Raw genomic sequence first — 16,318 nt, forward strand, 5'->3', positions numbered from 1 at the left:
TGTTTTTTTATGAATAGCATCGCTGCGTATCAAAAAGCTATAAAAGCCAAATTTGAAATAGAAAAATCAGGAAATAATGCTGATTTTTTTACGAATCCTTCGCCTGCCAAAATCAAAAGACTGACCCTTTTGAGGTTTGAAACCAATACGAATGCCGTTGATGAGGGGATTTTTAATCGGTTTTTTGTTTTTAAAGAAGGAATGGACAACATCACTCAAATCAAGAATTGTGATACCGATAGGTTTCGTCCCTTTCGTAATTTTTTACTAAAAAACACCGATTGCAGTCAGCTCGATAGTCTGAATCTTATGGCTGTTTTGGTTGATTTTCATCCCAGACCGTATTTGAAATTCCGAAATACAAATGGGGATGTAAAAGTGAATTTTGTGGAGGAGTTACAAGAGGAAGAATTGGATAGCGGTACGGGTAATTTTACTAAATCAGATTCCCAAAAGCATGCTGAAGGTTTTGTTGTTACAAAAAGGTTCTCTTTCAAAGAGCAATTGGTTATTGGCCTTGGCTCGCTATTGCTGCTGGCATTGTTGGGTTTTGGCATCAAGAGAATTTATTATCCAGATAACAATGGAATGATTTGGGTTAAGGATCATTATGAGGCAGTTGTTTATGAAAACGTGACCGATAAAAAAGCAGTAAAACCAATCAATCCATTTGTTCTAGAGCATTTCCAGAAAATCAAAATTTGCGATACGACTACTTTTTTTAAAAATGGATTAAAAAGCCAACCCCTAGTTTGGTATGCAAAAAATCCTCAAACGGGAGCTTATGATTTTTTTAATCAGCCAGGAGTGCATCCCATTACGGAGGAAACTTTAAAAAAAATTACGCCTTACATCAAAAAAAAGTACTGCCCTAAATCATGTCTTTAGCTTCGAAATAGCCTGCTAATTTTAGTTGTTAACGATAACGTTTGAATCCTTAAAATGCTTTTGTTAAGGCTGTTTAATCCCGTTTTTTAAGGGAATAAAAGCTAAAAAAGGCGTAAATTTATTGTGTCAAATGGTTGTAAAAAGAAGATTATGATAGCTTAATAGGATCCTTGAGCTTCTTAATTCTTTTTTTAAAACAATCGTACAGCCTAGTAATTAAAAAATGAAATTATGTTTAAAAATAGTTTTAAATGGTTGTTTGTTCTATTGCCATTAGTAGCAATTGGACAAACACATACCGAGAAAGAAGTCAATAGCCAAGTACAATCTTGGATAAGTTGGAACAATACGATTAAATTCAATGAACATTGGGGATTGTTAACGGATTTTCATATCCGTAGGAATGATTTTGTGAGTGAGGATAGTTTTTATCTGGTTAGGGGAGCGGCAAGTTATACTGTAAATCCCAAACTGACCTTTGCACTTGGATATGCACACGTATGGTTAGCACCAACTAAATCCGAGTGGAACACCTTTGCCAATGAAGATCGAATTTACCAACAAGTGCAGTTGCTGTCCAAAATGGGCTCCATAAGCGTCTCGCAACGCATACGTAACGAACAACGATGGCAGGATAAAATGGTAAATGACGAGAAAAATGATACTCGTTTTACAGATAGATTGCGATATTCATTGAGTTTTACCATTCCTGTTTTTAAGAAAAAAACAATGCCTTCCCTCGTTATTTCTGATGAGATTTTTATTAATTTCGGAAAAGAAGTGGTTTACAATACCTTTGATCAAAACCGAATTTTTGTGGGGATAAAGCAAGTGATAAACCCAAAATTGAGTTTTGATTTTGGATACATGAATGTGTACCAACAAAAATATTCAGGCTATCAATACGATTCCAATCATACCATTCGATTGTTTTTCTATTACAATACCAGTTTGAAATAAGGGGTTGTCATTGGGTTGTTTAAAATGGTGCATGACAAATTTCATTTCTTTAAAAGAAAATTTGTTATTTGTAGAATAGTGTGCGTGAAATGTAATGTGCCACACCCTAAATACCAATGAAATAGAAACTAAAAAACCCCATTTACGTTTGCAAATGGGGTTCTTTATATAAGTAAGTAATCTAAATTGAGTTTATAAAACGTTTATTTTACTTTGTTCAGTACTGCTTTGAAAGCTTCTGGGTGATTCATCGCTAAATCGGCAAGAACTTTACGGTTCAATTCGATTCCGTTCGCTTTTACTTTTCCCATGAATTGGGAATAAGACATTCCTTCCAATCTAGCTCCAGCGTTGATACGTTGAATCCATAAAGCACGGAAATTTCTTTTATTCACTTTTCTATCACGGTAAGCGTAGCACATGGCTTTCTCTACCGCATTTTTTGCAACTGTCCAAACGTTTTTACGTCTACCAAAGAAACCTTTGGCTTGCTTCATTATTTTTTTTCTTCTTGCTCTTTTAGCAACTGAATTTACCGATCTTGGCATAATTTTGATGTGTTTTTGTAGCAGGCGTCCTGAATTGAATCAAAGGAACTTAAAAGCCATACTCCAAGGTTATTGAATTTTTTTTAACCTAAAGAAATTTTTAAAAAATTATAAATTATAAATTATAAATTATAAATGAGCGACAAATTTGAGTCATTAATAATTCACAATTCAAAATTTACAATTAATTATATAATTCTTAATTGTTGTTTGATGCTTTTCATATCTGTTTTGTGAACTAGCGCTGAATGTGTCAAAGCTAATTTACGTTTTTTAGATTTTTTAGTCAAAATATGACTTTTAAAAGCATGCTTTCTTTTAATCTTTCCAGAACCAGTAACTTTAAAACGTTTCTTGGCGCTAGATTTGGTTTTCATTTTAGGCATTTTTTCCTAGTGTTTTAATTTATTCTTACTTACTTATTTTTTAGCTATTAGCTTCTGGCCGTTAGCTTTTGGCTATTAGCTAAAAGCCAAAAACTTATTTTTTCTTCTTTGGAGCAATAAACATGATCATTCTTTTTCCTTCAAGAACGGGCATGGCTTCTACTTTTCCAAATTCCTCAAGATCTGTGGCTAGTCTCAATAATAAGATTTGACCTTGATCTTTATAGATAATCGAACGTCCTTTAAAGAAAACAAACGCTTTTAATTTCGCTCCTTCTTTTAAGAATTTCTCGGCATTTTTTCGTTTAAATTCATAATCATGCTCATCAGTTTGTGGGCCAAAACGAATTTCTTTGACAACAACTTGAGTAGATTTTGCTTTAAGCACTTTATCCCGTTTCTTTTGTTCGTAAACAAATTTCTTGTAATCCATTATTTTACAAACGGGTGGCTCTGCATTAGGCGAAATTTCAACCAAATCCAATTCGAATTGGTCGGCTAATCGCAATGCTTCGGCAAGTTTAAAAACACCTGGTTCGATGTTTTCACCTACTAATCTCACTTCTTGTATGCCACGAATAAGATTGTTTATTCTGTGGGCATCCTTTTTTTCTACGCGAGGTTGATAACCTCTGTTGCTTCTTATTGCTATGACTTTATAATTTAAGTTAAACTGTAAATACTTTTAATGTTTTGCTGATTTCCTCGTTTACAATGGCAGCAAATTCCTCAATTGTAACGCTGATGTTTCCTTTTCCTTCTTGTCCGTGACGACGTATAGAAATGGTTCCGTTTTTCTCTTCTTCCTCACCTACAATCAACATAAACGGGGTTTTTTGCATTTCGGCATCTCTAATTTTCTTCCCTATTGTTTCGTTTCTATTGTCTACAAGGGCGCGAATTTCGTGATTTTCTAGCAGACTTAAAACTTTTTTTGCATATATTTCATATTTCTCACTCAAACACAAGATTATAGCTTGTTCTGGCATTAGCCAAAGCGGGAAATTTCCTGCTGTGTGTTCCAATAAAATAGCAATAAAACGCTCCATAGATCCAAACGGTGCACGGTGAATCATTACTGGTCTGTGCAATTCATTATCTGAACCTTTGTAGGTTAAATCAAAACGCTCTGGCAAGTTGTAATCGACTTGAATAGTACCTAATTGCCATTGTCTTCCCAAGGCGTCTTTGACCATGAAATCTAGTTTTGGTCCGTAAAAAGCGGCCTCTCCATATTCCACAACGGTATTCAATCCTTTGTCAGCAGCAGCATTGATGATGGCGTTTTCGGCTTTTTCCCAATTTTCATCAGAACCTATGTATTTGTCTCTGTTTTCTTTGTCTCGTAACGAAATTTGAGCCGTAAAGTTTTCAAATCCTAAAGAACCAAAAACATACAACACCAAGTCAATTACTTTTTTGAACTCTTCGTCCAGTTGTTCTGGCGTACAAAAAATATGCGCATCGTCTTGCGTAAAGCCGCGAACACGAGTCAAACCGTGCAATTCGCCACTTTGTTCGTAGCGGTAAACGGTTCCAAATTCAGCATAACGTTTAGGTAAATCTTTATATGACCAAGGTCTTACGTTGTAAATTTCACAGTGATGTGGGCAATTCATTGGTTTCAACAAGAATTCTTCGCCTTCGGCAGGAGTGCTTATGGGTTGAAAACTATCGGCGCCGTATTTAGCATAATGACCAGAGGTAACATACAATTCTTTTTGACCAATATGTGGCGTTACTACTTGCTCATAGCCTCCTTTTTTTTGTGCTTTTTTCAAAAACTGTTCCAATCGATCTCTCAAGGCAGCCCCTTTTGGCAACCATAAAGGCAAACCAGCGCCCACTTTTTGCGAGAATGCAAACAATTCTAATTCTTTTCCTAGTTTTCTGTGGTCACGACGTTTCGCTTCTTCGAGTAATTCTAGGTATTCAGTTAAGTCTTTTTGTTTTGGGAAAGAGGTTCCGTAAACGCGAGTCAATTGCTTGTTTTTTTCATCACCACGCCAGTAAGCACCTGCGACACTCATGATTTTCATCGCTTTGATAATTCCAGTGTTAGGAATATGTCCACCGCGACACAAATCCGTAAAGGTGTCGTGATCACAAAAAGTGATTGTTCCGTCCTCTAGGTTGGTTATTAATTCGGTTTTATAAACATTGTCTTTGTATAATGCTAATGCTTCGGCTTTTGTCACAGGACGCAACTTGAATTCGTGTTTGCCTCTTGAAATTTCAAGAACTCGGTCTTCGATTTTCTTAAAATCGGCATCGGTTATTTTTTGATCTTCAAAATCAACATCATAATAAAAACCATTAGCAATAGCGGGTCCAAGTGTTAATTTAATTCCAGGATATAGTTCCTCGAGTACCTGTGCCATAACATGCGAAGTCGAATGCCAAAAGGCTTTCTTGCCATCGGCATCATTCCAAGTGTATAAAATTAGCGTACCATCCGTGGTCAAGGGAGTTGAAGTTTCAATGGTTGTACCATCAAAAGAAGCCGAAATCACATTTCTAGCAAATCCTTCACTAATGCTTTTTGCAACATCCATAGGACTAATCCCAGGGGCAAACTCTCTAACTGACCCATCGGGTAAAGTAATCTTAATCATTGTTTTATTTATTTTATGAGTGCAAATATAAACGTTTATAAAAACACATACAATATATAGGTAAGGTTTGTTGCGCTGTTGTTGTAAAACTAGAAACGTATTTTCAGTCACGAGTAATTGCTTTGCTTGCTTTGTACAGCAATTGCTCGGGAAAGCTTTCGAAATACTTTTTTCAATAGTTCAAATTCTTATATTTGTTCCATGCAATTATCTGTAATTATACTCAATTATAACGTTTGTCATTTTTTAGAACTTTGCGTTGAAAGTGTTCAAAGCGCACTCGAAAACCTGGATGCCGAAATTATTGTAGTCGACAACAACTCTGTAGACGCAAGTGCTACCATGATGAAAAGCCGTTTTCCAGCAATTACCTATATTCAAAACAAGGACAATGTAGGTTTCCCTAAAGGCAATAACATTGGCGTAGCTCAAGCGCAAGGTGAATACATTTGCATTCTCAACCCCGACACGGTTGTTGCCGAGAATACTTTTGTCAAAGTGTTGGATTTTGCCCAAAAGCAACAAAACTTGGGTATTGTAGGCGTGAAACTCATTGATGGAACGGGTAAATTTCTACCCGAAAGCAAGCGCGGTGTTCCCACTCCTTTTGTCGCTTTTACTAAAATTATGGGTTTGTATGCTTTTTTTCCAAAAGTAAAAGCATTTGGTTGCTATTACGCTTCTCATTTACAGGAAAATCAAACCGGAAAAGTCGCCATTCTGGTGGGTGCTTTTGTGGTTATGAAACGGGATTTGTATCTTGAAGTGGGCGGTTTTGATGAAAATTGTTTCATGTATTCGGATGATATTGATTTGTCGTATATGGTTTTGCAAAAGGGGAAATCCAATTATTATTTTCATGAAACAACTGTCATTCACTACAAAGGCGAGAGTACCATAAAAGACGGTACGTACCTGAAACGCTTTCAGGAGGCTATGAATTTTTTTTACAAAAAGCATTTTCGAGTGAGCTTATTCTTTGACTTTTTTATGAAAATAGGGGCTTTCTTTTTTGCTTTTGCCAAGAAAAACCAAACGAATGCACTTCATAGTAATCCCGAGGAATACCTGCTGTTTTCGACGAACGTAGCCTTGAAAAATAAAATAGAAAAACAGCTCCAAAAAAAGGTGCATTGGGAAACAAAAATTGCTGAAAATTGGTTAATTTTGCAACCCGATTTGAAAGGGAAACACATTGAAATTATCTTGGACGCTGCTAGTTTTTCATTCCAAGAATGCATCTCTTTTTTAGAGAAATACACCAATACAAAAGCAGCATCGTATTATACGTTTAAAATAATACCCAAATCATCCCGTTTTATGATTGGTAGTAATAGCAGTAATGACCGTGGAGAAATTATCAAAATCGAGTAAAAAATTGCGTATTATGTAATTTTAATTCGGATTAAATGCTAATTTTGCAGGCGAAACAATAAAAAACAATTTTAGTTTAAAGATATGGCAAGATTTGAATTGAAACTTCCAAAAATGGGAGAAAGTGTTGCAGAAGCAACAATTACCAGTTGGTTAAAAGCCGTTGGCGATACCATTGAAGCCGATGAAGCGGTACTCGAAATTGCCACGGATAAAGTGGATAGCGAAGTACCTAGTGAAGTTTCAGGAATTTTGGTCGAACAATTGTTTGGCAAAGATGATTTGGTTCAAGTAGGACAAACCATTGCTATTATTGAGACGGATGCTTTGGCTGTTGCCGAATCCAAAACTGAAATCGCTACGCCAGAAGTAGTGGCTACGATCGAAAAAACCATTGAATTAATCAAAGAAACGGTTGCGATTCCAACTGATTTTTCTGATTCTGAAAAATTCTTATCGCCTTTAGTGAAAAATATCGCTGCTGCCGAAGGCGTTTCTATAGCCGAATTGCAAGCCATAATTGGAACTGGAAAAGAGGGAAGAGTGACCAAAAATGATATTTTAGACTACGTTGAAAAACGAAATATACCAAGTGTTACTCAACAAGTGGCTAAAGCCCAAAACCCTGCGCCAATTGCTATAAAACCAGCACCCGTTTCCATAAGTGGTGGCGACGAAATTATAGAAATGGACCGTATGCGCAAGCTCATTTCGGGCTATATGGTGGCGTCTTTGCAAACATCAGCACACGTGCAATCCTTTATCGAAGTTGATGTGACTAATATTGTAAAATGGCGTGACAAAGTAAAAGTAGCTTTTGAAAAACGAGAAGGCGAAAAATTGACTTATACTCCTATTTTTATGCAGGCTGTTGCCAAAGCTTTGAAGGATTTCCCTGGCATGAACATCTCCGTAGAAGGCGATTTTATTATCAAAAAGAAAAATATCAATCTCGGAATGGCGGCTTCGTTGCCAAACGGAAACTTGATTGTACCTGTTATAAAAAATGCCGATCAACTCAATTTAGTAGGTATGGCAAAAGCGGTAAACGATTTAGGCGGAAGAGCCAAAGCAGGAAAGTTAAAACCAGATGACACACAGGGTGGTACCTATACGGTTACGAATGTGGGCACTTTTGGTAGTGTTTTTGGGACGCCAATCATCAATCAACCGCAAGTTGGGATTTTGGCTTTGGGTGCCATACGTAAAATGCCAGCGGTTATCGAAACTCCCGAAGGTGATTTTATAGGCATTCGTCAAAAAATGTTTTTGTCACACAGCTACGATCATCGCGTTGTCGATGGCGCTTTGGGTGGTAGTTTTGTAAAACGTGTGGCCGAATACCTAGAAGCTTTTGATGTGAATACCGATTTTTAAAAAAAAAGAAACGCACCAATTATAATACAATCCTTTTGTCATTTTAAAAATGAGGAAAGGATTTTTTTTTATCCCAAAAAGCAAAATTTCGGGCGATTTTAAAATGAAGTGATTTAGACTTTTTGCATTTAAGCGAAAATTTAGGATTTTGTGCCTAATTGTAGCCTTTTTTTAGATGCATAGCTGGGCTACGGAACGAAAAAAAGGCCGCAATTAGGTGCAAAAAACCATTTTTTTAGCAAATGGAAAAAGTCTAAATCACTTCAATAAAAACGGTCTGCTAAATTCAACTCAAATCTAGTATATTTGTAGACTTTTAAAAATAAAAAATGGAACTTAAGCTCAACAGACCCATCTGTTTTTTCGATTTGGAAACCACTGGAATCGACATCGGAAAAGATAGAATTGTAGAAATATCGATATTCAAAGTTTTTCCAAACGGAAATAAAGAAAGTAAAACATGGTTGGTAAATCCTACTATTCCTATCCCAGCAGTCACTACAGCGGTACACGGAATCACGGACGAGAAAGTGGCAAACGAACCTACCTTTGCCGCATTGGCTTCGCAAGTCTATACCATGATTAAAGATTCGGATTTGGCTGGTTTCAACTCGGATCGTTTTGATATTCCACTATTGGCCGAAGAGTTATTGCGTGCCGGAGTAGATTTTGACATGAAAGGAAGGGTTTCTGTCGATGTGCAAACCGTTTTTCATAAAATGGAAGAGCGAACCTTAAGCGCAGCACTTAAATTTTATTGTGGCAAAAACCTAGAAAATGCACATTCTGCCGAAGCGGATACCATGGCGACTTACGAAATACTAAAAGCCCAACTGGATCGCTATCCTGAACTAGAAAACGATATGAAATCCCTCTCGGAATTCACAACCCGAAAAAAAATTGCTGATTTTGCGGGTATGATCGCTTTTGACAAAGACAATCAGGAAATTTTTACTTTCGGAAAACACAAAGGTGTAAAAGTCGATAAAGTATTAGAAACTGAACCGGGTTATTTCAGCTGGATTCAAAATGCCGATTTTCCCTTGTACACCAAGAAAGTATTGACGGCCATTAAATTACGAAAACTAAATACAAAGAATCAGTAAGCATTTGTTTAGTATTTAAAAAAAAAACTAGAAATATGAAAATCATCTGTATCGGCAGAAATTATGCCAATCATATCGAAGAGTTGCACAACGAGCGTCCTACGGAACCAGTAGTTTTTATGAAACCTGATTCGGCAGTTTTGCTTAAACAGCATCCCTTTGTGATTCCTGAATTCTCGAATGAGGTGCAGCATGAAATCGAACTTATTGTCAAAATCAATAAAGTTGGAAAATACATAGACGCTAAATTTGCCCACAAATATTACGACGAAATAAGTGTAGGAATCGATTTTACCGCTCGTGATTTGCAAGATAAATTAAAAAACAAAGGACTCCCGTGGGAAATAGCCAAAGCCTTTGATGGCTCGGCAGTTATTGGAGATTTTTTGCCCAAAAGCCAATTTAGTTCACTAGAAAATATTACATTTGAGTTAACGAACAATAATAAAACCGTTCAAAAAGGAAATACAAATACCATGTTGTGGACCGTAGACGAACTCATTGCCTATGTTTCGCAGTATTTCACCCTTAAAATTGGCGATATTATTTTTACAGGAACGCCCGCAGGTGTTGCGGCGGTTCAGCCAGAGGACGTTTTAGAAGGATTTTTAGAAGGACAAAAACTATTTAGAATACAAGTAAAATAATGGCATTAAAATACAATTTATCCAAAGTATACGCGATTTCAGACAATGATCCTGAATTTGTAAAAGAGATTCTCACGCTTTTTGTGACCGAAGTTCCTGATGATTTAGAGCAAGTCAAGGAAGGCATAAAAAAGAAAGATCACAAGCACGCCTATTCATTTGCACACAAAATAAAACCAAGCCTCGACCTTTTGGGCTTGAATGTTGCCTTTGAGGAAATCCTACAAATCGAAGCGTGGACTAAAACCGAAGGCAAAAAGAAAGACATTAAGGAAACCTTCAAAAGTGTCAAAAACCAAGTCAAGGAAGCCATCAAGGAAATCAAAAAAGACTTTAATATGTAGCATTTGGGCGTTCCCCTCCCGAAAAGGTCGGGGCGGGCTATCCGTTCCCGCTTTTTTATGGTCTAGCCTGTCAGTGTTCAAAACCCTGACAGGCTAGACCATAAAAAGAGGGCCACTACTATCCCTAACGCAAACCCAATGCGCCAAAACAGTCCCTTTGGAAAACAGCATTCACGTGATAAAAAACTGTTTGGTAACCAGTACAATAATCCAAGAGCTATCCCTTTTTTTGGCAATAAGCAGGTATGAGTTTGTATAATTGTGTGGCATAAAACCCAAAAATTCCAATTCAAAATTTAAAAATGAAAGCAACCATAATTACCATAGGCGACGAAATTTTAATAGGGCAAATTGTCGATACCAACTCGGCATTTATAGCCAAATCATTGGATAGCATTGGTGTCGAAATCAACGAAATGATTTCCATTTCGGATTCCAAAGAACACATTTTAAACACCTTCGCCCAGCTTCAAAACACCGTAGATTTGGTCGTTATAACGGGTGGTTTGGGACCAACAAAAGACGATATTACCAAGAAAACATTTTGCGATTATTTTCAAGATGAATTAGTGGTAGATCAAAAAGTGTTGGCGCACGTAACTCAACTTATCGAGGGATTTTACAAACGTACTATTACCCAAATCAACAAAGACCAAGCACTTGTTCCCTCTAAATGTACCGTACTCCACAATCAGGTAGGCACTGCGCCAGGCATGTGGGTAAAAAAGGAAAATACTGTTTTTATTTCGCTACCGGGCGTTCCCTACGAAATGAAATATTTAGTCGAAAACGAAATTATCCCCAAAGTGGTTCGGGAATACCAGCGTCCGTATATTATTCATAAAACAATTCTTACGTATGGTCAAGGGGAAAGTCTGGTAGCCGAGCGCATTGAAACGTGGGAAAACAACTTGCCTCCGTTTATAAAATTAGCCTATTTACCAAGTGCAGGAAGCGTGCGATTGCGACTTTCGGCAAGAGGAACCGATAAGCAAGTACTCGAAAAAGAGTTGGAACAAAACATAAAATCGCTAGATGCTATTATTCATGATATTATTGTGGGTTTTGATCAAGAGGAAACCCTTGAAGTCGTTGTGGGTAAGTTGCTTACACAACATGGCAAGACCCTATCCACCGCCGAAAGTTGTACGGGAGGCAAAATTGCCCAAGTATTAACAGCGGCAGCAGGAGCTTCAAGCTATTTCAAGGGAAGTGTGGTTTCGTATGCCACTGCAGCCAAGATTGATGTTCTCGGAATTTCCGAGGCGCTTATAGCGGAACATTCTGTAGTAAGTGCAGCCGTTGCAGCGGATATGGCTTTGAGTATCAGGAAAATGATGAAAACGGATTATGCCATTGCCACAACCGGAAACGCAGGTCCTTCAAAGGGGGAGACCACTGCCGATGTAGGGACAGTTTTTATTGCGTTGGCAACTCCAAATTCGGTGCTCGTCGAAGAGTTCAATTTTGGTCAACCTCGTGAAAAAGTGATAGATAGAGCTGTGATAAAAAGTTTAGAAATGCTGCAAAAAGAAATTTTGAAAAATGTAGTATAATTTTTTGCTTCATCCGTTTATTTTTCTTTTCTTTGCACCCTGATTTTGAATAACGATAAAAGATAAGTATAATGTCAAGAGTTTGTGACCTTACAGGTAAAAGAGCGATGGTAGGAAATAACGTTTCTCACGCTATGAATAAAACTAAGAGAAAATTTTCTGTTAACTTAGTTAAAAAGCGTTTTTATCTTCCAGAAGAAGATAGATGGATTACTCTAAGAGTAGCTGCATCTACGATAAAAACAATTAACAAAAATGGAATAGCTGCAGTTTTGAAAAAAGCGCAGGCAGAAGGATTTATTAAATAATCTTTTTCCAAAATAAAACAATAGCAAGATGGCAAAGAAAGGGAATAGAATCCAGGTAATTTTAGAATGTACTGAACACAAAACAACGGGTGTTGCAGGAACTTCAAGATACATAACAACAAAGAACAAAAAAAATACTCCAGACAGATTAGAGATTAAAAAATTTAATCCAATCTTGAAGCGTGTAACTGTTCATAAAGAAATTAAATAAGAACTAGTCATGGCAAAGAAAACAGTAGCATCGTTACAAACATCTTCAAAGAGATTATCAAAAGCCATCAAAATGGTGAAATCTCCAAAAACTGGAGCATATACATTCGTTGAATCTATTATGTCTCCTGAAGCAGTTGATGAATTCTTGAAAAAGAAATAATTAACTTTACAATTATATAGAAAAGCTACTTTCATTCGGAAGTAGCTTTTTTATTTTCTATATTTACAACTTCAAAAAAAAGAAACGAGAAGGTTTCAATTTCAGCATAAATTCTGGGAAGTATCCTGACTCCTCTTGTCTTTGGCAGTCGGGTAAGAGATAAACGATAAATTTTGTTGCTTTTTTTGAATTTTGTTTAAAAATGATTAAAGATTTAGCAGTCCACGTACTTCTAATTTTGGTTTAATTCTCTTTATTACAGCATTTTGCGTTAGGGATTACTTCACTATGTTTTTATTCTCATCGGAGTTCAGTGAACTTCGTTTGAAGTGAAAATCCTTTTTTGAGGCTTTTTTTGCCTCAAAAAAGATTGTAACGAAAAGCCCGACCCTTGTGGTAACGCCCTAATATTAAATTTTAAAATGCAGTTTATTGTAGCATTAAGCGCTAACTTCTAACTTCTAACTTACAATGAGTTTTTTTAAAAGAATATTTTCTTCAGAGAAAAAAGAGCCAGTTTTTAACGAACAAACGAAGCAATCTTTAGATAAAGGTTTAGAAAAAACGAAAACAAACTTTTTTACTAAACTAACCAAAGCTGTTGCTGGAAAGTCAAAAGTCGACGAGGCTGTTTTAGATAATTTAGAAGAAATTCTAGTAGCATCGGATGTAGGTGTTGCGACTACTTTAAAAATAATCACACGAATCGAAAAACGGGTTGCTGCAGATAAATACTTGGGAGTTGAAGAACTCAATGGTATTTTACAAGAAGAAATTGCAGCTTTGTTATCCGAGTCCAATACGGGTGACGCAACGGAATTTGTAGTGCCTATTGCAACCAAACCCTATGTTTTGATGGTGGTAGGTGTTAATGGCGTTGGGAAAACAACCACCATTGGAAAGCTCGCTTATCAGTTTAAAAAAGCAGGATACAATGTAGTACTTGGTGCAGCCGATACCTTTCGTGCGGCAGCTATTGACCAATTGCAAATCTGGGCAGATCGAGTAGGAGTGCCTATTGTTAGACAAGAAATGGGGAGTGATCCGGCATCGGTTGCTTTTGATACATTGCAATCAGCGGTGGCGCAACAAGCAGATGTTGTTATTATTGATACCGCTGGGCGTTTGCACAACAAGATTAATTTGATGAATGAATTGTCCAAGGTGAAACGAGTGATGCAAAAAGTCGTTGCCGCTGCACCTCACGATGTTTTATTGGTTTTGGATGGTTCGACTGGGCAAAATGCTTTTGAGCAAGCCAAACAGTTTACTGCTGCTACCGAAGTTACCGCGCTTGCTGTAACCAAATTAGACGGCACGGCCAAAGGCGGCGTGGTCATAGGGATTTCGGATCAATTTCAAATTCCTGTAAAATACATTGGCGTAGGCGAAGGAATTGAGGATTTACAGGTTTTTAATAAGTATGAATTTGTCGATAGTTTTTTTAAATAAAATGAAAAATACGCCTCCAATTTATCTCTATTTAATTAGCATTGTTGCTTTCGTTTTGGCAAACCTAACCCGAGAGGTATATCCTATCATTTATTACTTTTTGCTTCTTGTTGGCGTTGTTTTTTTTGCCTTGGGTTTGTTCCGAAGAACACGATAATTAGGGAAACAAAGCACTAATTTTTGTCCAAAGTGTTTCGTCAAAATCCGATAAAGCTAAATTCACGTCATCCGCTGCTTCTCCCATTCTAATGACCACCATTTTTTTGCTTGGAATGATGTATATTTTTTGGTCATTTTTTCCTAAAGCCATAAACATATCAGTAGGAGCACTAGGAATAATGCTTCCTGGAAAGGTGAGTTGCGATTGCGGCAAATGGTAACTTGATTTCCCGTTCAACCACCACAAATACCCATACCCAAGGTTGATGCTTTGCGAAGTATTGGTCGCTTCGGTAAAATAGTTTTCATTTACAATCACGGTTTTGTCCCAGGTACCTTTGTTGTACATCAACAACCCAAAACGAGCCATACTTCTTGTGGTACTCCAGTAAACACTATTGTTGTCTTTTTGAATCCAAGCGCCAGTCATGCCTATTTTATCTCGCAATTTGGTATTAAAATAACTTTCCCAGGTTTGGTTAGCCGCTTGCGCAATCACGTCTTGCAGTTTTACATATACGTTGTGATACGCCCAGCGCGTTCCAGCATCGGCTTTGTATTTTAGGCTTGCTGGTGTCACATCATCGGTGCTGTCATCAAGTCCTGATGTCATGGTAAGCAAATGCTTGCAGGTAATTAAATTCTCTTTCGCAATAGGCGCACTTGTCCAGCCCGTTCCTAGATATTGGGATACTTTATTAGTAGTATTAATCAAGCCTTCTTGTTGGGCTATTCCGGTAGCTGTCGCGGTTAATGTCTTTCCGGCACTGGCCCAATACCATGCGGTATTCGCATCATGACCGTTGAAATAATTTTCCATTACAATGCGCCCGTTGACTAAAATGATAAAGCTTTTTGAGTTTTTGAGAGCCAAATAATCCAGAAGTGGTTGTACAGCTGCGGCATTCCAACCTAGGCTGGCTATGGTTTTGGTGTCCCAAGCAGTTCCTGTTACAGGCGGAAAATAAAGAGCTTCGGTTGGGGTGGGAGTGGGTGCTGGTTCCGATGTATCGGAGGAGCAATGAACGCATATAAAGGCAAAAACGAGTAAGAGTATTGATTTTGACATAGGAGTAGGTTTTTGGTTTTGGGTAAGACCAAAAATACTTGAAATAGTTTAATGAGCCGTCATTTTTTTATTTTTTTGGTGTATTAAAACGTAACTTTGTAGTTGAAATAAAGACCATTTTCAAGGTTTTTTTTCTTCCAAAAAAAGAAATTGTGATATGAAACGAATAGGAACTTTGGTGCTAGTCGCCCTTTTATGTATGGGGTGTTCCCAAAAAATTAGACCAGCTGATGTAGCAAAACTAAACGGGTATTGGGAAATCGAGAAAGTAGTTTTTGAGCAAGGAAAAGACAAAGAATATGGACTGAATGAGAGTTATGATTATTTTGAAATAGGCAAAAATAATACCGGGTTCCGAAAAAAAGTGTTGCCACAATTAAATGGAACTTTTTTGGTCAATGACGCACAGGAAAAAGTAACGGTACGCTTTACAGCGGATACTGCTTTTTTGGATTACGCCACGCCGTATGCAAAGTGGAGTGAGGAAATACTAGCGTTATCGGCATCCGAATTGGTTGTGTTAAATGCCGAAAAAAAAGAATATCATTATAAAAAAACGGGGCCTATAAACCTTACTGACAATGGCAAAAAGACTAAATAATCAAAGTACGGTAGGCGATGTCCTGAAACAAATTATTCAAGTGAATAAATGGCAACCGGGTATGGATCAAATAGATGTTAAAGAGGCTTGGAAAAATTTGATGGGAAATGGCGTTAATAGTTATACTCGAAATGTAGTTTTAAAAGGCAGTACGTTGTATGTTGAGCTTACTTCGGCCGTTTTGCGAGAAGAATTAAGCCACGGAAAATCCAAAATTATAGCTATGATCAACGAAGAGTTGCAGCGCGATGTGGTTAAGGAAGTTGTTTTGAGATAATGATTTTTGTAAAAGACAAATTTCAAATTTTTAAATTCGAATGGGTTGGGTTAAATAACAAAACTCAAAAAGCAAATTTCAAATAAACTTCAAACTTCAAACTTCAAATTTTTAAATTCGAATGGGTTGGGTTAAATAACAAAACTCAAAAAGCAAATTTGAAATATACTTCAAACTTCAAATTTTTAAATTCAAATTTTTAAATGGCTCTTCGCCTAAATTAGTGGAATTGTGTTTTTAGGCATTACCTAAATAATATACCATTTTTATGAAATTAT

General features: G+C 37.0%; 19 protein-coding genes. 14 read left to right on the plus strand and 5 right to left on the minus strand.

Annotated features, from left to right (window positions below):
• Positions 1 to 9 precede the first annotated feature (9 nt).
• Both FNW21_RS14690 and FNW21_RS14695 read left to right on the plus strand, forming a co-directional pair.
• Complete coding sequence (locus FNW21_RS14690) at positions 10 to 888, plus strand: hypothetical protein (RefSeq protein ID WP_144257512.1); 879 nt, start codon at positions 10 to 12, stop codon at positions 886 to 888.
• A gap of 231 nt (positions 889 to 1,119) precedes the next feature.
• The gene (locus FNW21_RS14695; protein WP_144257513.1) at positions 1,120 to 1,848 is read left to right on the plus strand and encodes a DUF2490 domain-containing protein; all 729 of its coding nucleotides are present in this window, start codon (positions 1,120 to 1,122) and stop codon (positions 1,846 to 1,848) included.
• A 203-nt stretch (positions 1,849 to 2,051) separates the two neighbouring features.
• Here the strand turns inward: FNW21_RS14695 and rplT are convergent, their stop codons facing one another.
• The 4 genes from rplT to thrS all read right to left on the minus strand — a co-directional run bounded on the left by rplT (position 2,052) and on the right by thrS (position 5,397).
• Positions 2,052 to 2,396, minus strand: a complete 345-nt coding sequence (rplT, locus tag FNW21_RS14700) for a 50S ribosomal protein L20 (protein WP_035633036.1) — start codon at positions 2,394 to 2,396, stop codon at positions 2,052 to 2,054.
• 188 nt (positions 2,397 to 2,584) lie between these two features.
• Positions 2,585 to 2,782 (minus strand): 50S ribosomal protein L35, encoded by a 198-nt coding sequence (gene rpmI, locus FNW21_RS14705; protein ID WP_022827375.1) that lies wholly within the window; start codon positions 2,780 to 2,782, stop codon positions 2,585 to 2,587.
• A gap of 94 nt (positions 2,783 to 2,876) precedes the next feature.
• The gene (gene infC, locus FNW21_RS14710) at positions 2,877 to 3,434 is read right to left on the minus strand and encodes a translation initiation factor IF-3 (protein WP_394344695.1); all 558 of its coding nucleotides are present in this window, start codon (positions 3,432 to 3,434) and stop codon (positions 2,877 to 2,879) included.
• Between the two features lie 16 nt (positions 3,435 to 3,450).
• A complete protein-coding gene (thrS, locus tag FNW21_RS14715) occupies positions 3,451 to 5,397 on the minus strand; it encodes a threonine--tRNA ligase (protein ID WP_144257515.1) in 1,947 nt (648 codons plus the stop codon).
• A 201-nt stretch (positions 5,398 to 5,598) separates the two neighbouring features.
• On the opposite strand from thrS, the gene FNW21_RS14720 reads away from it, so the two are divergent.
• The 10 genes from FNW21_RS14720 (at position 5,599) to ftsY (ending at position 13,934) form a co-directional block, all read left to right on the plus strand.
• Positions 5,599 to 6,771 (plus strand): glycosyltransferase family 2 protein, encoded by a 1,173-nt coding sequence (locus FNW21_RS14720; protein ID WP_144257516.1) that lies wholly within the window; start codon positions 5,599 to 5,601, stop codon positions 6,769 to 6,771.
• 84 nt (positions 6,772 to 6,855) lie between these two features.
• Positions 6,856 to 8,148: a dihydrolipoamide acetyltransferase family protein gene (locus tag FNW21_RS14725; RefSeq protein WP_144257517.1), complete on the plus strand. Its 1,293-nt coding sequence runs from the start codon at positions 6,856 to 6,858 to the stop codon at positions 8,146 to 8,148.
• 329 nt (positions 8,149 to 8,477) lie between these two features.
• Positions 8,478 to 9,254 carry a 3'-5' exonuclease gene (locus FNW21_RS14730; RefSeq protein WP_144257518.1) on the plus strand — a complete coding sequence of 259 codons (777 nt, stop codon included), beginning with the start codon at positions 8,478 to 8,480 and terminating at the stop codon, positions 9,252 to 9,254.
• 35 nt (positions 9,255 to 9,289) lie between these two features.
• Positions 9,290 to 9,901 (plus strand): fumarylacetoacetate hydrolase family protein, encoded by a 612-nt coding sequence (locus FNW21_RS14735; RefSeq protein ID WP_144257519.1) that lies wholly within the window; start codon positions 9,290 to 9,292, stop codon positions 9,899 to 9,901.
• Positions 9,901 to 10,245 carry an Hpt domain-containing protein gene (locus tag FNW21_RS14740; RefSeq protein WP_144257520.1) on the plus strand — a complete coding sequence of 115 codons (345 nt, stop codon included), beginning with the start codon at positions 9,901 to 9,903 and terminating at the stop codon, positions 10,243 to 10,245. Before FNW21_RS14735 ends, FNW21_RS14740 begins: the two co-directional genes overlap by 1 nt.
• 302 nt (positions 10,246 to 10,547) lie before the next feature.
• Positions 10,548 to 11,801 carry a CinA family nicotinamide mononucleotide deamidase-related protein gene (locus tag FNW21_RS14745; protein ID WP_144257521.1) on the plus strand — a complete coding sequence of 418 codons (1,254 nt, stop codon included), beginning with the start codon at positions 10,548 to 10,550 and terminating at the stop codon, positions 11,799 to 11,801.
• A 71-nt stretch (positions 11,802 to 11,872) separates the two neighbouring features.
• Positions 11,873 to 12,109, plus strand: a complete 237-nt coding sequence (gene rpmB / locus FNW21_RS14750; protein ID WP_091259039.1) for a 50S ribosomal protein L28 — start codon at positions 11,873 to 11,875, stop codon at positions 12,107 to 12,109.
• A 28-nt stretch (positions 12,110 to 12,137) separates the two neighbouring features.
• Positions 12,138 to 12,320 carry a 50S ribosomal protein L33 gene (gene rpmG / locus FNW21_RS14755; protein ID WP_007805817.1) on the plus strand — a complete coding sequence of 61 codons (183 nt, stop codon included), beginning with the start codon at positions 12,138 to 12,140 and terminating at the stop codon, positions 12,318 to 12,320.
• A gap of 9 nt (positions 12,321 to 12,329) precedes the next feature.
• A complete protein-coding gene (locus FNW21_RS14760) occupies positions 12,330 to 12,482 on the plus strand; it encodes a DUF4295 domain-containing protein (RefSeq protein ID WP_144257522.1) in 153 nt (50 codons plus the stop codon).
• 471 nt (positions 12,483 to 12,953) lie between these two features.
• On the plus strand, positions 12,954 to 13,934 hold the full coding sequence (gene ftsY / locus FNW21_RS14765; RefSeq protein ID WP_144257523.1) for a signal recognition particle-docking protein FtsY: 981 nt from the start codon (positions 12,954 to 12,956) through the stop codon (positions 13,932 to 13,934).
• A 157-nt stretch (positions 13,935 to 14,091) separates the two neighbouring features.
• Here the strand turns inward: ftsY and FNW21_RS14770 are convergent, their stop codons facing one another.
• A complete protein-coding gene (locus FNW21_RS14770; RefSeq protein ID WP_144257524.1) occupies positions 14,092 to 15,162 on the minus strand; it encodes a serine hydrolase domain-containing protein in 1,071 nt (356 codons plus the stop codon).
• A gap of 157 nt (positions 15,163 to 15,319) precedes the next feature.
• Between FNW21_RS14770 and FNW21_RS14775 the strand changes: the two genes are divergently transcribed.
• Together FNW21_RS14775 and FNW21_RS14780 are read left to right on the plus strand one after the other, a co-directional pair.
• Positions 15,320 to 15,763, plus strand: a complete 444-nt coding sequence (locus FNW21_RS14775; RefSeq protein ID WP_144257525.1) for a lipocalin family protein — start codon at positions 15,320 to 15,322, stop codon at positions 15,761 to 15,763.
• Complete coding sequence (locus FNW21_RS14780) at positions 15,744 to 16,040, plus strand: DUF721 domain-containing protein (RefSeq protein WP_144257526.1); 297 nt, start codon at positions 15,744 to 15,746, stop codon at positions 16,038 to 16,040. The genes FNW21_RS14775 and FNW21_RS14780 overlap by 20 nt, the downstream gene beginning before the upstream one ends.
• Positions 16,041 to 16,318 lie beyond the last annotated feature (278 nt).

The organism is Flavobacterium restrictum, assembly GCF_007097245.1.
GTDB classification, from domain to species: domain Bacteria; phylum Bacteroidota; class Bacteroidia; order Flavobacteriales; family Flavobacteriaceae; genus Flavobacterium; species Flavobacterium restrictum.